This is a genomic window from Longimycelium tulufanense (assembly GCF_014645795.1).
Lineage (GTDB): Bacteria > Actinomycetota > Actinomycetes > Mycobacteriales > Pseudonocardiaceae > Longimycelium > Longimycelium tulufanense.
In genome coordinates this window covers 1-16,223 of record NZ_BMMK01000028.1, presented here as the reverse complement: position 1 = coordinate 16,223, position 16,223 = coordinate 1, and the positions used below count along the sequence as shown (strand labels likewise).

13 protein-coding genes and 4 tRNA genes are annotated in these 16,223 nt (G+C 71.2%); 7 read left to right on the top strand and 10 right to left on the bottom strand.

Features of this window, described 5'->3' with window-relative positions; translation table 11 throughout:
- Positions 1–29: 29 nt before the first annotated feature.
- Complete coding sequence (locus tag IEY55_RS23515) at positions 30–2,159, top strand: elongation factor G-like protein EF-G2 (protein ID WP_189060715.1); 2,130 nt, start codon at positions 30–32, stop codon at positions 2,157–2,159.
- Between the two features lie 220 nt (positions 2,160–2,379).
- Here IEY55_RS23515 and IEY55_RS23510 read toward each other — a convergent pair whose 3' ends face one another.
- From IEY55_RS23510 to thrS, 6 genes are all read right to left on the bottom strand, one after another.
- Positions 2,380–3,378 carry an NUDIX hydrolase gene (locus IEY55_RS23510; protein WP_189060714.1) on the bottom strand — a complete coding sequence of 333 codons (999 nt, stop codon included), beginning with the start codon at positions 3,376–3,378 and terminating at the stop codon, positions 2,380–2,382.
- Positions 3,375–4,520, bottom strand: a complete 1,146-nt coding sequence (locus IEY55_RS23505; protein WP_189060713.1) for a glycosyltransferase family 4 protein — start codon at positions 4,518–4,520, stop codon at positions 3,375–3,377. Before IEY55_RS23505 ends, IEY55_RS23510 begins: the two co-directional genes overlap by 4 nt.
- The gene (locus IEY55_RS23500) at positions 4,517–5,461 is read right to left on the bottom strand and encodes a phosphatidylinositol mannoside acyltransferase (protein WP_189060712.1); all 945 of its coding nucleotides are present in this window, start codon (positions 5,459–5,461) and stop codon (positions 4,517–4,519) included. Before IEY55_RS23500 ends, IEY55_RS23505 begins: the two co-directional genes overlap by 4 nt.
- On the bottom strand, positions 5,458–6,063 hold the full coding sequence (pgsA, locus tag IEY55_RS23495; RefSeq protein ID WP_189060711.1) for a phosphatidylinositol phosphate synthase: 606 nt from the start codon (positions 6,061–6,063) through the stop codon (positions 5,458–5,460). Before pgsA ends, IEY55_RS23500 begins: the two co-directional genes overlap by 4 nt.
- Positions 6,064–6,358: 295 nt before the next feature.
- Positions 6,359–6,946, bottom strand: a complete 588-nt coding sequence (locus IEY55_RS23490; protein ID WP_308424780.1) for an HIT family protein — start codon at positions 6,944–6,946, stop codon at positions 6,359–6,361.
- A complete protein-coding gene (gene thrS, locus IEY55_RS23485; RefSeq protein WP_229686676.1) occupies positions 6,943–9,012 on the bottom strand; it encodes a threonine--tRNA ligase in 2,070 nt (689 codons plus the stop codon). Before thrS ends, IEY55_RS23490 begins: the two co-directional genes overlap by 4 nt.
- A gap of 261 nt (positions 9,013–9,273) precedes the next feature.
- Here thrS and IEY55_RS23480 point away from each other — a divergent pair, with 261 nt between their 5' ends.
- A complete protein-coding gene (locus tag IEY55_RS23480) occupies positions 9,274–10,899 on the top strand; it encodes a sensor histidine kinase (RefSeq protein ID WP_189060710.1) in 1,626 nt (541 codons plus the stop codon).
- 219 nt (positions 10,900–11,118) lie between these two features.
- On the top strand, positions 11,119–11,727 hold the full coding sequence (locus IEY55_RS23475; protein ID WP_189060709.1) for a hypothetical protein: 609 nt from the start codon (positions 11,119–11,121) through the stop codon (positions 11,725–11,727).
- A 442-nt stretch (positions 11,728–12,169) separates the two neighbouring features.
- On the opposite strand, the gene IEY55_RS23470 is transcribed toward IEY55_RS23475, so the two are convergent.
- Positions 12,170–12,241: transfer RNA gene (locus IEY55_RS23470), tRNA-Val, on the bottom strand.
- Positions 12,242–12,906: 665 nt separating this feature from the next.
- On the opposite strand from IEY55_RS23470, the gene IEY55_RS23465 reads away from it, so the two are divergent.
- The 4 genes from IEY55_RS23465 (at position 12,907) to IEY55_RS23450 (ending at position 13,745) form a co-directional block, all read left to right on the top strand.
- Positions 12,907–13,332, top strand: a complete 426-nt coding sequence (locus IEY55_RS23465) for an SsgA family sporulation/cell division regulator (RefSeq protein ID WP_189060708.1) — start codon at positions 12,907–12,909, stop codon at positions 13,330–13,332.
- A 133-nt stretch (positions 13,333–13,465) separates the two neighbouring features.
- A tRNA-Gly gene (locus IEY55_RS23460) sits at positions 13,466–13,538 on the top strand.
- Between the two features lie 59 nt (positions 13,539–13,597).
- Positions 13,598–13,669 (top strand) — tRNA-Cys (locus IEY55_RS23455).
- Position 13,670: 1 nt separating this feature from the next.
- Positions 13,671–13,745 (top strand) — tRNA-Val (locus tag IEY55_RS23450).
- 84 nt (positions 13,746–13,829) lie between these two features.
- Here IEY55_RS23450 and IEY55_RS23445 read toward each other — a convergent pair.
- From IEY55_RS23445 to IEY55_RS23435, 3 genes are all read right to left on the bottom strand, one after another.
- Positions 13,830–15,080, bottom strand: coding sequence for a tyrosine-type recombinase/integrase (locus IEY55_RS23445; RefSeq protein ID WP_189060707.1), 1,251 nt, complete (start codon positions 15,078–15,080; stop codon positions 13,830–13,832).
- A 1-nt stretch (position 15,081) separates the two neighbouring features.
- Positions 15,082–15,354, bottom strand: coding sequence for a helix-turn-helix domain-containing protein (locus IEY55_RS23440; RefSeq protein WP_189060706.1), 273 nt, complete (start codon positions 15,352–15,354; stop codon positions 15,082–15,084).
- On the bottom strand, positions 15,347–16,223 hold an 877-nt coding region (locus IEY55_RS23435), incomplete at its 5' end, for a replication initiator (protein WP_373290051.1). The genes IEY55_RS23435 and IEY55_RS23440, both read right to left, overlap by 8 nt.

Below are 16,223 nucleotides of genomic sequence, written 5' to 3'. Positions count from 1 at the left end.
CCCTGACGTGAACTTGGAGGTGGTGCCCGATGGGTACCAAACACGCCGAGAACGGGCATGCCGGAGCGTCGGTCGCTGTAACCGACCCGGCCAAGGTGCGCAACGTGGTGCTGGTGGGACCCTCCGGGTCCGGAAAGACCACCCTCACCGAGGCGTTGCTCGCCGCGGCCGGGGTCATCGGCAAGGCCGGCTCGGTCACCGAGGGCACCACGGTGTGTGACCAGGACCCGGCCGCGGTACGGCAACAACGCTCGGTTGGGCTCGCCGTCGCGCCCTTCGTGCACGACGGCGTCAAGGTCAACCTGATCGACACCCCGGGCTACGCCGACTTCGTGGGCGAGCTGCGAGCCGGCCTGCGGGCGGCGGACGCCGCGTTGTTCGTCGTCAGCGCGTCCGAGGGCGTCGACGCCGCCACGATCGCGCTGTGGGAGGAGTGCGCGGCGGTCAACATGCCCCGGGCGGTCGTGATCAGCCGCCTGGACCACCACCGTGCCGACTTCGACAGCGAGCTGGCCTCCTGCCAGCAGGCGTTCGGAAACGGCGTCCTCCCCCTCTACCTGCCGGTGCCCGGCGACGGCCTGAACAAGGTCGTCGGCCTGATCACGCAGCGGGTGTTCGACTACGCGAAGGGTTACCCACCCGCGGTACACGAACCCGACCCCGGGCTGGAGTCGTTCGTCGCCGACCACCGCAACGCGTTGATCGAGGGGATCATCTCGGAAAGCGAGGACGAGTCCCTGATGGACCGCTACCTGGCCGGTGAGCAGATCGACCAGGAAACGCTGATCGACGACCTGGAGAAGGCGGTCGTGCGCGGCACCTTCTACCCGGTGCTGCCGGCGTGCGCGGTGTCCGGGCTCGGTATCGCCGAGCTGCTGGAGGTGCTCACCCGCGGGTTCCCCTCCCCGCTCGAGCACGTGCTGCCCGAGGCCAGCTCGGTGGACGGAATCCCGCGGCAACGGCTCTCGCCCGACCCCAAGGGACCGCTGCTCGCCGAGGTCGTGCGCACCGCCGTCGACTCCTACGTCGGCCGGGTCTCGCTGGTCCGGGTGTTCTCCGGGACATTGCGGCCGGAGGGCTCGGTGCACGTGTCCGGGCACGGGCTGGCCGACCGCGGCCACGCCGACCACGACACCGACGAGCGGGTCGCGCACGTGTACTCGCCGCTGGGCGCCCAGCTCCGCGAGGTGCCGTTCTGCGTGGCGGGTGACCTGTGTGCGTTGACCAAGATCGGCTCGGCCGAGACCGGCGACACGATCTCGGCCACCGGGGAGCCGATGTTGGTGCAGCCGTGGGACATGCCGGAGCCGCTGCTGCCGGTGGCGGTGGTCGCGCGCAGCCGCAGCGACGAGGACAACCTCGCCCGCAACCTCACCCGCCTGGTGGCCGGGGACCCCACGCTCCGGCTGGAGCGCAACGCCGAGACCCACCAGCTCGTGCTGTGGTGCATGGGTGAGGCGCACGCCGACGTGGTGTTGCAGCGGCTGCGGGCCGGCGGTGCCGAGGTGGATACCCAGCCGGTGCGGATCGCGTTGCGGGAGACCTTCGCCGGTCCGGCCAAGGGGCACGGCCGGCACGTGAAGCAGTCCGGTGGGCACGGCCAGTACGGCGTGTGCGACATCGAGGTGGAGCCGCTGCCCCGCGGCTCGGGTTTCGAGTTCGTCGACAAGATCGTGGGCGCGGCCATCCCGAACCAGTTCATTCCCAGTGTGGAGAAGGGAATCCGGGCGCAGATGGCCAGGGGGCTGCTGGGCGGCCACCCCGTCGTCGACATCCGGGTCACGTTGGTGGACGGCAAGGCGCACAGCGTCGACTCGTCGGACGCGGCCTTCCAGACCGCGGGCTCGCTGGCGCTGAAGGACGCGGCCGCCAACGCCCGGATCACCCTGCTGGAGCCGGTGGATGAGGTGGCCGTGCAGGTGCCGGACGACTACATGGGCACGGTGCTGGGTGATCTGTCGGGCCGGCGCGGCCGGGTGCTGGGCACCGAGTCCGCCGGGTTGGGGCGCACGCTGATCAGGGCCGAGGTTCCGGCGACCGAGCTGGTCCGCTACGCGGTGGAGCTGCGTTCGATGACCTCGGGCACGGCGTCGTTCACCCGCCGCTTCGCGCGCTACGACCCGCTACCGGAGGCGATCGCGGCGAAGATGGGCAAGTAGCCGGGGCGCGAAGGAAGTCCGGGCGACGGCGGGAGCCGGGGAGCACGTACCCACGTCTCGCCGTCCGCCCGGTGATGCCACACGCGAGCTGCCGGAGGGCAGCGCGGGCAACTGGTCCAGTTCCCCGAGTACCTTTGCCCGGCCCAGGCCCATCGCCGCGGCCAGCTGTGGCCAGCTCGCCGCGGCGGCCCTGCCCTGGCAGCCGGCCACCATGGGCCGGCTAGCGGATGGTGCGCGTCGTGCCGTCCCATTGCTTCGCAAGCAGGTCCGGGAGCAGCTCGCCGAGCTGGAGCGGGTACACGGTGTCGCCCGTGTCCTGCAGCTCCGCCGCGCTCCACCACCGGTGTGCTCGCACGGTACGGCTCTCCAGCTCGTTGAAGCCGGAGGTGTCCACCGTCGGGTTGTGGCCGTTGGCCCGTGCCAGGAAGAACCATTCGTCGCCGTCGTAGGTGTGCCCGTCCCAGCGGAACAGGATCCGCCGGCGCCACACCGGGCCCACCAGCTCGCCGGGCGCCATCCGCAGGCCCGTTTCCTCGTGCAGCTCGCGCAGGGCCGCCGCACGCAGCTCCTCCCCCGGCGCCACGCCCCCGCCCACGGTGAACCAGAAGGACTCCTGCGGGCAGGCCGGGTCGTAGCCGTTGAACAACAACACCCGGTCGGCGGAGTCGACCAGCACCACGCGCGCCGCCGGCCGGGACTCCGGGGCCGCGCCGGCCTCGGCGGGCGCCGGCGGCTCGACGATCTCGAAGTACTCCGGTTCACCGGCGGTACCGGCCAGCCGCAGCCAGCGAACCGGGCGGCGCCGGCGCAGGGCCAGGGTGTCCCGGACCGCGTCGTTGTGCACCCGCCGTGCCAGGACGACACGTTGCTCGGCGTCGGACAGCTCGGCGACCAGCGAGGCGGGCAGGACCTGGCGATCCAGCACGGCCAGCAACCGGCCCAGCTCGTTCTCGGCAGCCTCCTTCTCGGCGCGGACGGCACGCTCCGCCCGGACGGCCGCCGCACGCAGCCGCGGACCGTCCCTGGCGGGCAGCTCCGCGGCCGCCGTCACCGTGCGGGCCACGACCGCGCGCCGGGCGAGTGCCGCCTCCAGGGCGGCCCATGCCGCGTCGGTGCGCACGTGCAGCCGGTCCAGCCGGTTGGCGGTGAACAGGCCCCACAGGCCAACCAACGCGGCCAGCACCAGCACCACGACGAGCGTGCTGATCAGGACGGTCACGCGGCAGGTCCCTCCCCCGCCTCCCGGACCCGACGCGGGTCGGCGGCGACCGCGGTCTCGTAGACCCGTAGCACCTGGGCGGCCACCAGTGACCAGTCGAACGCGGCGACCCGGCGGCGGCCCGCCGCGGCCAGCTCGGTCCGCCACCGCGGGTCGGCCAGCAGGTCGTGCAACGCGTCGGCCAGCGGGTCCGGTTCCCCCACCGGCACCAGCACCCCGGCCCGACCGTCGTCGAGCACCCGACGGAAGGAGTCGAGGTCGCTGGCTACCACCGGGGCCCCGGCGGCCATCGCCTCGGCGAGGATGATCCCGAAGCTCTCGCCGCCGGTGTTGGGTGCGCAGTAGACGTCGACGCTGCGGAGGGCGCGCGCCTTGGTCCCGTCGTCGACCTGGCCGAGCAGCACCAGGCGGTCGGCCAGCTCTGGGCCGGCCGCCTTCCGTAGGTCGTCGGAATCGCCCCGACCCGCCACCAGCAAGCGCAGCTCCGGAAGCTCGTCGACGAGCAGCCGCAACGCGTCCAGCAACACCGGCATTCCCTTGCGGGACTCGGTGAAGCGGCCGACGAATCCCACCGTGCCGCCCTCGCGCGGGTATCCCTCCAACGGCTCGGCATTGGCGAAGAATCCGACGTCGACGCCGTTGGCGATCTCCACCGCGTCCCCGCCGAGATGCTCCACCTGCACCCGGCGCGCCAACGCCGACACGGCGATCCGTGCGGTCACCTTCTCCAGGAACGGTTGCAGCACCCCCTGGAACGCGGTCAACGCCCGGGACCGCGGGGTGGAGGTGTGGAAGGTGGCCACGATGGGGCCGTCGGCCGCCATCAACGCGAGCATGGACAGGCTCGGAGCGGTGGGCTCGTGCAGGTGCAGCACGTCGAACTCGTGGTCGCGGATCCACCGGCGCACCCGGGCGTAGGAGACCGGGCCGAACGCCAGCCGGGCCACCGAGCCGTTGTACGGGATGGCCAGCGCCCGGCCGGCCGGGGTGACGAAGTCCGGCAGCGGGGTGTCCTCGTCGGCCGGGGCGAGCACGTCGACCTGGTGGCCGAGCCCGCGCAGCGCGCGGGCCAGGTCCACCACGTGGGCCTGCACTCCGCCGGGGACGTCGAAGGAGTACGGGCAGACGATCCCGATCCTCATCGGGCGCCCTCCGTGGTCACCGCCCCCTCCGGTGCGAGCTCGGCCCGCCGCGCCGCCGGCAGGTCCGCGGGCCAGAACGGCTGCAGCATGTGCCAGTCCTCGGGCCGCTCGGCGATGTCGGCGGCGAAGACGTCGGCCATGGCCTGGGTGGCCGCCGGGACCGACCTCCGCCCGTCCACCGGCACCGGCGGGTAGATCAGGAATTCCCAGCCCCCTGCGTCGGTGTAGTGCGAGCGCACCGGCAGCAGGGCCGCCCCGGTGGTGGCGGCCAGCGACGCCGGCCCGGCCGGCATCCGGGTCGGCTCGCCGAAGAACGTCACCGGCACCCCGGAGGTGGTCAGGTCCCGGTCGGCGACCAGGCACACGACCCGGTTCTCCCGCAGCCGTCTGACCAAAGTTGCCGCCACCGAACGGTCCCCACCGGTCAGCGGGACGACCTCGAAACCCAAGGACTCCCGGTAGGCGACGAACCTGCGGAACAGCGACTCCGGGCGCAGCCGCTCCGCCACCGTGGTGAACCGCCCGTACTGGTGGGCCAGCCAGACACCGGCCATGTCCCAGTTCCCGGTGTGCGGCAGGACGGCGATCACGCCGCGCCCCGCGGCCAGCGCGGCATCGAGGTGCTCCCTGCCCGCGACGCTCGCGTCCAGCCTGCGATGCACCGCACGTAGGTCCATGGCGGGCAGGCGAAACGCCTCGCACCAGTACCGGGCGTAGGAGCGCAACCCGCAGCGCAGCAGGTGGTCCAGTTCGGCGGGGCTGGCATCGGGACGGACCCGGGCAAGGTTACGGCGCAGCTGTCGGGCCCCGGCGCCACCACGGCGCACCGCCAAGTCGGCGCCGAGCCGGAACGCACCGCGGGCCAGCGGCTCGGGAAGCGTGCGCACCACCCGCCAGCCGGCGGCGTAGCCCGCGTCGACCAGCCTCGCCCTCGCGCTCACTCGTCCGCCTCCTTCGCCACCCGGTGCACGATCACCAGCCGCTGCACCACGGTGACCACCGAGAGCACCGCGAGCAGGTACAACGCGACCGGCAACGTCCAGGACAGGCCCAGGCCGGCCAGCCCGGTGCCGACCAGCGCGATGATGAACCGCTCCGCGCGCTCCACCAGACCGCCGTCCGCGGTCAGCCCGGACGCCTCGGCCCGCGCCTTGATATAGGAGATAACCTGCGCGGTCACCAGGCACACCAGGGCGGCCGCCGCCAGCGGATGGTCACCGATGGTGAACGCGTACCAGGCCAGGGCGCCGAACAGGGCACCGTCGGCGATGCGGTCACAGCTGGCATCAAGAACGGCGCCGAAGCGGGTCGATCCCGCGGCCCGCGCCATGGCGCCGTCCAGCAGGTCGAAGAGAACGAACACGGTCACGACGAGAGCGCCGACGAAGAGCTGGCCGCGCGGCAGGAACCACAGCGCGCCTATCACGGTGCCGGTGGTGCCGACCACCGTGACGACGTTCGGGGTGAGGCCGCGCCTGACCAGCCACGCCCCGATCGGATCGGTGACGCGGGAGACCGAGGCACGCGCGCGGATGTTGAGCATCGGGAAGCTTCGGCACCTACCGTGGGCGACGGGTTGGTCTGGTGTCGGCAGCCTAACCAGCCGGTGGCCGGCCGCTGCCAAGGACACCTCTCGCGAGGGACGCCAGGTGTTCTTCATTACCTCGCCCCGGTCTCCTGTCGCCGGGCGCGCGACCTCACCGGCGGCCCGTGGGAGCCCCACCGCCCGGTGGGCACGTGGGGCTGTCGGACGGACCTGGCACCGCGGCAAAGGACCAGCTCGGGTAAACCGCAGCGGCGCGACCGGGGCCGCGGGCCACGACGTCGCCCCGAGCAGGTCAGTCGACCTGCTGCCAGGAATCGGCCAGCAGCGCCCGGGTCTCGCCCAACAGCTGCGGGAGCACCTTGGTGTGGCCGACGACCGGCATGAAGTTCGCGTCGCCACCCCACCGGGGCACCACATGCTGGTGCAGGTGGCCAGCGATGCCGGCACCGGCCACCTGCCCCTGGTTCATGCCGATGTTGAAGCCGTGCGGCGCCGAAACCAGCCGGACCGCCCGCATCGTGCGCTGGGTGAACTCGGCCAGCTCGACCGTCTCCTCGGCGGTGAGCTCGGTGTAGTCGGCCACGTGCCGGTACGGCAGCACCATCATGTGGCCCGGGTTGTACGGGTACAGGTTGAGCACCGCGTACACCAACTTCCCGCGGGCGACGATCAGTCCCTGGTCGTCGGGCAGGTCGACCACCCGGCAGAACGGGCAGCCGGCCGACTCGGCGTCGGCGGGCCTGGTCTCGGCCTTGATGTAGGCCATCCGGTGCGGCGTCCACAGGCGCTGCAACGGGTCCGGCACCCCGATGCCCTCCTGGGGCACGACCTCGGGGACCGGGCCGGGCAGGCCGTCCTCCGGCACCCCGGTGGCGTTCACGACTCCTCCACCCGGAAATTCTTTGCCGTAGGAGAGGCGTTCTCCCGTCGCCGCACCCACTGGCTGATCGCGTCCACCGCCCGGTCGACCGGCACCCCGTTGAGCTGGCTGCCGTCGCGGAAGCGGAACGAGACGGCCCCGGCCTCGACGTCCTTGCCGCCGGCCAGCAGCAGGAACGGCACCTTCTGCATGGTGTGGTTGCGGATCTTCTTCTGCATCCGGTCGTCGGAGAGGTCGATGTCGACCCGGATCCGCCTGGCCCGCAACGCCTTGGCCACCTGCTGCAGGTGCTCGACGTGCTCGTCGGCGATGGGGATGCCCACCACCTGCTCCGGAGCGAGCCAGGCCGGGAACGCACCCGCGTAGTGCTCGGTGAGCACACCGAAGAACCGCTCGATGGAGCCGAACAGCGCCCGGTGGATCTTCACCGGCCGCTTCCGCGAACCGTCCGCGGCGGTGTACTCCAGCCCGAACCGCTCGGGCATGTTGAAGTCGAGCTGGATGGTCGACATCTGCCAGGTCCGGCCGAGCGCGTCCTTAGCCTGCACCGAGATCTTCGGGCCGTAGAAGGCGGCGCCACCGGGGTCGGGGACCAGCTGGAGGCCGCTGGCCTCGGCAGCCTCCCGCAACGCGGCGGTCGCCGACTCCCAGACCTCGTCCGAGCCGACGTACTTCTCCTCGTTGCGGGTCGACAGCTCCAGGTAGAAGTCGTCGAGGCCGTAGTCGCGCAACAGGTCGAGCACGAAGGTCAGCAGCGACTTCAGCTCGTCCTGCACCTGCTCCTGCGTGCAGTAGATGTGCGCGTCGTCCTGGGTCATGCCGCGCACCCGGGTCAGGCCGTGCACCACGCCGGACTTCTCGTACCGGTAGACCGAGCCGAACTCGAACAGCCGCAGCGGCAGCTCCCGGTAGGACCGTCCCCGGGACCGGAAGATCAGGTTGTGGAACGGGCAGTTCATCGGCTTCAGGTAGTAGTCCTGGCCGGGCTTGCGGACGTTGCCCTCCTCGTCCAGCTCCGCGTCCAGGTGCATCGCCGGGAACATGCCCTCCCGGTACCAGTCGAGGTGCCCGGAGGTCTCGAACAGCGAGCCCTTGGTGATGTGCGGCGAGTAGACGAACTCGTAGCCCGCCTCCTCGTGCCGGCGCCGCGAGTAGTCCTCCATCACCCGGCGCACGATCCCGCCCTTGGGGTGGAAGACGGGAAGGCCGGAGCCGATCTCGTCGGGGAAGCTGAACAGGTCCAGCTCGGTGCCCAACCGGCGGTGGTCGCGCCGCTCGGCCTCGGCGAGCAGCTCCAGGTGGTTCTCCAGCGCCTCGGCCGACTCCCACGCCGTGCCGTAGATCCGCTGCAGCTGCGGGTTCTTCTCGCTGCCCCGCCAGTAGGCGGCGGCGGTGCGCATGAGCTTGAACGCCGGGATGTACTTGGTGGTGGGCACGTGCGGCCCGCGGCACAGGTCGCCCCAGATCCGCTCCCCGCTGCGCGGGTCGAGGTTGTCGTAGATCGTCAGCTCACCGCCGCCGACCTCCATCACCTCGGAGGTGTCCACGTCGGCGGCGTCGGACTTCAGGTCGACCAGCTCGAGCTTGTAGGGCTCGGCGGCCAGCTCCTCGCGGGCGGCCTTGACCGAGTCCACGACCCGCCGGGAGAACCGCTGCGCGCCCTTGATGATCTGCTTCATGCGCTTCTCCAGCGCCTGCAGGTCCTCGGGCGTGAACGGCCGGTCCACGTCGAAGTCGTAGTAGAAGCCGTCCTTGACCGGCGGTCCGATGCCGAGCTTGGCCTCGGGGAACAGGTCCTGCACGGCCTGGGCCAGCACGTGCGCGCAGGAGTGGCGGATGACGGCGCGGCCGTCCTCGCTGTCGGCTGCCACCGGCTCCACCTCGGTGTCCACCTCGGGCGCCCAGGACAGGTCGCGCAGCCGACCCTGCGGGTCGCGCACCACGACGACGGCCTGCGGCCCGCGGTTGGGCGCTCCCGCGTCGCGCAGCGCCTGGCCGGCGGTGGTCCCGGCCGGCACCACCACGCGCGAGGCGGGCACGGCGGACACGGGACTGGGCTGCGACACGGGAGTCTCCTCACGGGTTCGAAGGGCGCCGGCCCGGCTCGGCGGGCCACGGCGGAAGCCGGCGAGCCGGCGTCACGCGGGTGCGCGGACAGGTGGTTTCGACAGTCGATGTTATCGAGCCCGCGCGGCACGACGGCGAGCGGTTTCGCGCCCCGCGACCGCCCGGTCCGGCCGTCCGCGCCGGCCGGTGACCGTGAGACTGCTCACCCGCTTCTCCCGGTTTGCGCCGAATGGGTGGACACGACCCATTACCTTCGGTTCGTGCCCGGTAGCCAGCTCCCCGCCAGCCCTGGTCAGCGCCTCCGCGCTCGAGCGGGGCAGCTGCTGCGCTCGTTGCTGCCGCCGCGTCCGCTGTCGCGCCGCCAGGTGCTGTACGAGCTGTTCGTGACCGCGCTGGTGGTCGGGCTCGGCGCGGCGGTGGGGTACGGCGAGCTGGACACGACCGGCGGCAGGGTCCTGGCGCTGCTCGGCGCCGCGGCTCTCATGCTCGCCCGGCTCCGGTTCCCCGCGCTCGCGCTGTCCGGCGCGGGCGTGCTCGCCGGCTTCGTCCAGATCGGTGGGATCCCGCTGCTGGTGGCCACCAGCTATGCCGCCGGCTTCCGGAGTTCCCGCTGGTGGCGCCTGGGACTGGCGCACGTGGTCGCGGTGACGGCCCAGTTCGTGGGGCCGTGGCGGGAGCGGGAGTTCCAGTCGTACCACCTGGTCTTCGTTGTCGCCTACGTACTGCTGTTCGTGGTGCTGCCGGTCCTGGTGGCCCGGTCGCGGGCGCAGCACCGGGCGTTGCTGGACGCGCTACGCGAGCGCAACGCCTTCCTGGAGCGGGAGCGGCTGGTCGTGTCGAACCAGGCCCGGCTGCGGGAGCGCACCCGCATCGCCCGGGAGATGCACGACAGCCTCGGGCACCAGCTCACCCTGGTCTCGCTGCACGCGGGCGGGCTGGAGATCGCCGCCGAGCTGCCGGAGTCGCAGCTGCGGGCCGTGCGGGTGCTGCGCGATGGCACGCAGGCCGCGCTCCAGGAGCTGCGGCAGATCATCGGGGTCCTCACCCAGGAGGATGACGCCGACCGCGGGCAACCGCACACCCTCGACGACCTCGACGAACTGTTCCGGCGCTCCCGCGAGGCCGGGATGGACGTGCGGTGGGAGCGGTTGGGCAAGCCGTTCCCGCTGGCGCCGGCGATCGAGCACGCGGCCTACCGGGTGGTGCAGGAGGGGCTGACCAACGCGCACAAGTACGCCCCGGGCGCACGGGTCGACGTCTGCGTGCGGTTCTCCGAGGGCGGGCTCTTGGTCGACGTGGAGAACACCCCTCCCACCTCCCCGGTGCCCGAGGACGTGAGCAGCGGCGGGCAGGGCCTCATCGGGCTGCGGGAGCGGGTGCGCGTGGCCGGGGGCAGGCTGGCGGCCGGTCCCACCATGGACGGCGGGTACCGGCTGGCGGCCACGCTGCCCGACGAGCCACCGACCAATCCCCCGACCGCCGCGGAGGAGGGGCCCGGGGTGCCGCTGCCACCCCCGGAGTCGACCCCGGCCGTCGGGTTGCGGGTGGGCATCGGGTTGGCGTTGTTCGCCCTCGTCGGCTGCGTTTTCCTCACCGTGCTCGTCACGCAGGACCTGCCGGCCGGGGACCCGGTGCAGCGGTCGCTGTACGAGCAGGCCGGGGTGGGCCAACCTGAGCAGGACGTGCGACGCAAGCTGCCGCTCAACTCGATCGTGGCCCGCGACGACGTGCACGAGGCTGGCGGGCCGACCCCGGCCGGCTCCTTCTGCGAGGAGTACCCGGCGGTGGACGAGCCGCTGAACGGGGCCGACCTGGTGGCCTACCGGTTCTGCTTCCGCGGCGACAAGCTCGCCCACAAGGAGATCGTCCGCGTGCCGAGCTCCTGACCCGGTTGCGACAGCCGGGTGGTTTCCCGCCTCCAGTCCAGCTGACCTGCGCAAACGCCTCCCGGACTGTCAGGGGTGATCGCTAGCTTCCCCGGTGTGCCCGGCTGTACGGGGGTGCAGTCGGAGCGCGAGGAGGGACTCATGTCGAATAGCTCGTCTCCGGGCTCCGCTGCGCGCCCTGTCGCCGCGTTGCGAGGCTCGCTCCGCCCGTCACCTCGCGTGATCAAGATTTCGTTGGGCAGCTTCGTGGACTACAGCAGCGGTACCGGGGCCATGCGGATGTCCACCGTGCTGCAGCAGCGGAGGCTTTACGAGGAGCCGTCGCCGCACGGGCTCTCCTTCTACCCGCGGATCATCAACGCGATCCGTGCCGGGCGCGCGGAGGGCCGGGACGACGAGGCCCTGGCCACCGTTGTCGAGCAGGCCGGTCGGGTACAGCGGCCGCATTACGAGGCCATCGCCGAGGGATGGCTGGGGTGCCTGCGGGGATGGCGTCCGACCGTGGTTCCGACCGGCAGTGCCCGCTGGCGGTGCGGGCAACTGGATCTTGGCGTCACCCCGCACCTGGGGTTGCGGGAGGCGAACGGTGTGGCCTTCGCGACGTTTCTGTACGTGAAGGAGCGCCCGCTCAGCCGGGACGGTGCGACAGTGGCGCTCCGCCTGCTGGAACGGCACATGCCGGAGCTTCTGCCCAATGGCGTGCCGCTCGTAATCGACGTGCGGCGGGGGCGGCTGCACCGGCTCAACCGGCGGGTGAACCGGGCGAAGCTGGACGCCTGGATCCGGGGCGAGGTCGCGGCATACGTGACCCACTGGGAAGCGGCGTAGCCCGCGGCCACAACGGAACCCGGCCGCGGGGTGCGATTCTACGCAAGACCAAGATTTGTGATCCCGGGTTTCACCGATGATCATCCACTTCGGACACTCTCGACAATCACGCAACCACAAAATGTGATTGTCCGACGCACCAACAAAGGGCGAGAGTCCCTGGACCGGCGGTCCAGGGACTCTCGTTCGTCTGTCCGCAAGATCCACCAACGAAGTTGTCAGGGCTCGACGGGGATCCGTGGGCTTGTCCCCAGCTGGGGTGTGCGGGCTTCGCCCAAAACATGCCGGGCGACAGGGTCCGTACTTCGCGTACATCGGCCCCGGAGCTCGACGGGGGTCGGGGGCTTGCCCCGGGTGGGGTGTTTGGGGGCTTCGCCCGCACAAAACAAGACGAGCGCGGTCGTCGTGCGCCTTTTGCACGCCGACCGCGCTCCCGCGATCGTGGGCGATACTGGGATCGAACCAGTGACCTCTTCGGTGTGAACGAAGCGCTCTCCCGCTGAGCTAATCGCCCAAGGCCCGTCGCCTGCTCCGCCCCGTGGGCCGTTCCCGGCGACGGGGAGAAACATACCGGATCACCTCCCGGAACACTAAATCGGGGGTGCCGCGGGTGTCGGGCAGGCGCCGCGACCAGGCACAACGCAAGGGCTCCCGGGGCAGGACCGGCAACTGTCGCCGATCAGGTGATGTTGTTCCGCTCCCCCGTCGCCTCCCCGCCGGAGCACGCATCGGGCGCGGCGGGGCGGGTGGTTGCCGTCCCCGCACCGGAGATCACCAGGGATCCGCGGGTGATCCACGTGCCCCGCGTCACGCGCGACCGCGCTCACAGCGGCGGACTCGCCCGGTACGACGCGCGTACGGTTGACGCCGGTGCCCAGCGCCTCGCGCTGTCCGCATGGGGGTTGCGCCCCCGGCCCGGACCCGACTGGGGGTCAGCCGCCAGGGGAGTCCTCGCGCGCAGCGTTCGCGAACCAGGTGCGATCGGGGTCACGCTGGACAGGTAACGAAATTGCACACGGACCCCGAACACGCACCGCGACACACTCGTCGCCCAGCGGAATATCGCTGACCCGTATGGGTGATCTATGCGCGGCAGGCGAGCGTTGCGCGCCACATCCGCGTCACAACTGTGGAGCTCGGTCGTTTCCTGGCCGGGAAGGAGCAGGAAAGGCGATCACAATGCGCAACGAACACGTGACACTCCGCTCTGCGGCGGTATTCGACCTACTGGCGCCCCGGAGCCCGGCCGTCCCGGTTCAGGTCGAGCTCCGCTATGACACGCGCGACCCCTACGCCGTCGTCGCGGCGTTCCGTACCGGCCGTGCAGGCTGGGTCGACTGGGTGTTCGCCCGCGACTTGCTCGCCGACGGCCTGATCGCGGAGGCGGGCCAGGGCGACGTGCGGATCCGGCCGGCCGTCGACGATCCCGAGGTGGTCGTGATCGAGCTCAGCTCGCCGTCCGGCCACGCCGTCTTCGAGGCCTCGGCGCAGGAGCTCGCCGAGTTCCTGGACCGCACCTACGACGTCGTCGTCCCGGGCAACGAGAACCTCTGGGTCAACGTCGACGAAGCCCTCACCCACCTGCTCTCCAACGACCTGACCTGAGCAAACGCCCGGCGAGGCGCGCGGCGGGTGCCCCCGATTTGATCCCGCCTCCGCGCGTCGGCTAGAGTTCCGTTCGCAACACGGCACGCGGCGCCGGCACGCGAGAGCGGGACGGACAGCCAGCCGGGAGCGTGCGGACGTAGCGCAGTTGGTAGCGCATCACCTTGCCAAGGTGAGGGTCGCGGGTTCGAGTCCCGTCGTCCGCTCTGAGCGGCCCACTCTGGAGGGCTTGACTCCCGGGGGCCGGCAACGGCACCGGGGAAACGGCGGAGTGGCCGAGTGGCTTAGGCAAGGGCCTGCAAAGCCCTGTACGCGGGTTCGATTCCCGCCTCCGCCTCGGGCGATTAGCTCAGTGGGAGAGCGCTACCTTGACACGGTAGAGGTCACTGGTTCAATCCCAGTATCGCCCACCAACAGAAAAAGCAGGTCGGGAAGCTTTAAGAAGCATTCCCGACCTGTTTTTCTGTCTGGCCATTAGCCCCGGAGTCAGCAGAAAGTCAGCGGGCCGGGGCTGGGACGCCGGCCGAGCCTTCGTCCGGGTCGTCAGGGTCATTCTCGGTCCGCTCGAACACATCGCGGACGCGATTGGTGAGTTCGTCGGGTGTGTCGACGTACAGGCCGAGGGTGGTCGCGGCGCGTTCGTGACCCATGACGGTCTGAACGACGTTGATCGGGACACCGTCGGAGACCAGCCACGTGCCGTAGCAGTGGCGGAGATCATGAAGGCGCAGGCCGCCGGCATGGTGGCGAGCCACATGCATCACGGCCTCGTGATGCCGGCCGAAGATGGCGTGCTGCTCGACCCCGCCCGCGTTCAGCCAGCGCGCCTCATACCCGCCCTCGCCGGGAGTAACACGGCCGAGCAGGCCAGCCCGGACCAGGGAGGGACGCCAGATGCGTGCGCGGAACAGCCCCCGCAGTAGAGGCTTGCCCTCCCTGTTGGGAAACACCAGGTCAGACGGGTTGGCGCCGGCCCGGACGGCCTGTTCCCGCAGCAGCTCTGCGGCGAACTTCGGCACGGGGAGGGTGCGGCGACCGGCCCTCGACTTGGGGTAGGGCTTGGGCATGGTGTGGCCGGCGACCTCGACCACGGTGCGCAGCACCCGCAGCTCTTCCCGCTCCAGATCGACCGCATCCCAACGCAAACCAGCGATCTCACCCCACCGCAACCCACAGCCCGCCGCCAAGGCGACGACACCCCGGTACTGAGCGGGCACGGCCGGCAACAGGCGTTCGTGAAGCTGCTCCCGCGTGATCATGCGCCCATCCGAGTCCCGCTTGCGACGCTTGGGCACCCGCACCCCCTCACACGGGTTGGTCGCGATCAGCCTGTTCCGCACTGCGGAGCGCATCACAGCCGACGTGAGTTGAAGACACTTCGCTACCACGGGCTGCGACCGACGACCCGCCAACTCCGTGACCCACCTCTGAACCGATAGATCATCGATCTTGGCCAGCGGCCAATCACCCCACTGCGGAAGCACGTGCGTCCGCATCACCGAGGCATCCCGGGCCGCCGTCGTGACCTCGGTTCGACGCACCTCCATCCACCGGTCCGCGTGCTCCCGGAACAGGGTGCGGCCCGCATGCGGACTCACATACAGGCCCTGGGTCTTGGCCGCCTCGATCTGGGCGAGGAAGGCTTTGGCCTCCCGTTGGGTCTTGAACGTCTTCGAGCGTTGCCGGCCCGAGGGTTCGCGCCAGTTGGCCCGGTAGTTGCCGGCCGGAGTCGGTACCACGTGTCCCATGTCAGATCTCCCCCTCGTGTTGTGGAAGGTTGTTCAGCCACTCGCGGAACGCCGCGCGCGGGATCACCCACCGCCGCCCGATCCGTCGCGCCGGGATCTCGCCCTCGCGCACCATCCGGTAGGTCACCCCGCGCGAGAGGCTGAGCAGGTAGGCCACCTCCGCAACGGTGTAGGTCAGCCGATCCTCAGCGATGTCCGGCACCGAACCGGCCCGCTCGGTCGCGTTGGTCCGGGGCGACGCCGCCCGCCGCCGGAACGCCACCACGTCACCCATACAGATCACTCCCCTGTGGACGGTTGCCGCGAGAGGCTTTCTGGCGTGCGGCAATAGCTTCGGCGAGTTCGCGTTCGGCGGGGTTGCGGTAGCCGACCCCGACCAGGTCCCAGTGGTTGATCACCACGAGGGGTTCGTCGGCCGGTACGCCCAGGCGCGCCCGGTGTTCGGCGAGCCGGTAGGCGGCCCGGGCCGCCCGCAGCGCGGTGAAGGTGGTCGACCAGGTGCGGGACTTGGTCAGGAAGTGGCCGCGGAAGCCGAGCATGTGGGCCCAGCGGCGCAGGTTCAGCCCCGCGAACTCCGGCAGACCGCCGAGCCGCCAGGCGGTGCGCATCATCTGCCGGTGATGCTCGGCGATCGGTAAGTCCTCGATATGCGCTTCGGAGCGGATGCGGGCATCCGCCCCGGTGGTGGCCCCGGTGCCCTTGGTGGCGTACTTGGCCACATAGCCGGCCACCCGCCGATCGGTCAGCGCTCCCTCGCCGGCCGCCGTGTCCTGGTCGGCGGTGATGGGCTGCACATCAACCTGGTCACCCCAGCGCAGCAGGTAAGTACCCACCGCCGCCGAGGCCGGCGACTCGACCACCACCGACGCCGCAGCCGCCCGCACCGCCTGGTCGAGCAGGGCACCGGTGGCCCACGGGGGTGCGGGATCGCCGGGTCCGGCCGGGCCGTCCACCCTGACGACCGCGTGGAAGTGCACCAGGCCGCGCCGCTGGTACTCGGCGACCTTGGCGTAGGACACCCGCGCGACCTCGCCCAACTGCGCTTCCCGCACACCGGCCGCCGCAGCCACCGCCCGACGCAGGGCGATGGTGAACCGGCGCCACAACTCCCCCGCATGCGCCTGCCACAACACCGCCCCCACA

Bases quoted from the DNA above. Each gene is read 5' to 3' on its own strand.
- IEY55_RS23505 (WP_189060713.1), bottom strand. From the start codon at position 4,520: ATGAGGATCGGGATCGTCTGCCCGTACTCCTTCGACGTCCCCGGCGGA.
- IEY55_RS23440 (WP_189060706.1), bottom strand. From the start codon at position 15,354: ATGGGTGACGTGGTGGCGTTCCGGCGGCGGGCGGCGTCGCCCCGGACC.
- pgsA (WP_189060711.1), bottom strand. From the start codon at position 6,063: ATGCTCAACATCCGCGCGCGTGCCTCGGTCTCCCGCGTCACCGATCCG.
- IEY55_RS23515 (WP_189060715.1), top strand. From the start codon at position 30: ATGGGTACCAAACACGCCGAGAACGGGCATGCCGGAGCGTCGGTCGCT.
- IEY55_RS23445 (WP_189060707.1), bottom strand. From the start codon at position 15,080: ATGGGACACGTGGTACCGACTCCGGCCGGCAACTACCGGGCCAACTGG.
- IEY55_RS23465 (WP_189060708.1), top strand. From the start codon at position 12,907: ATGCGCAACGAACACGTGACACTCCGCTCTGCGGCGGTATTCGACCTA.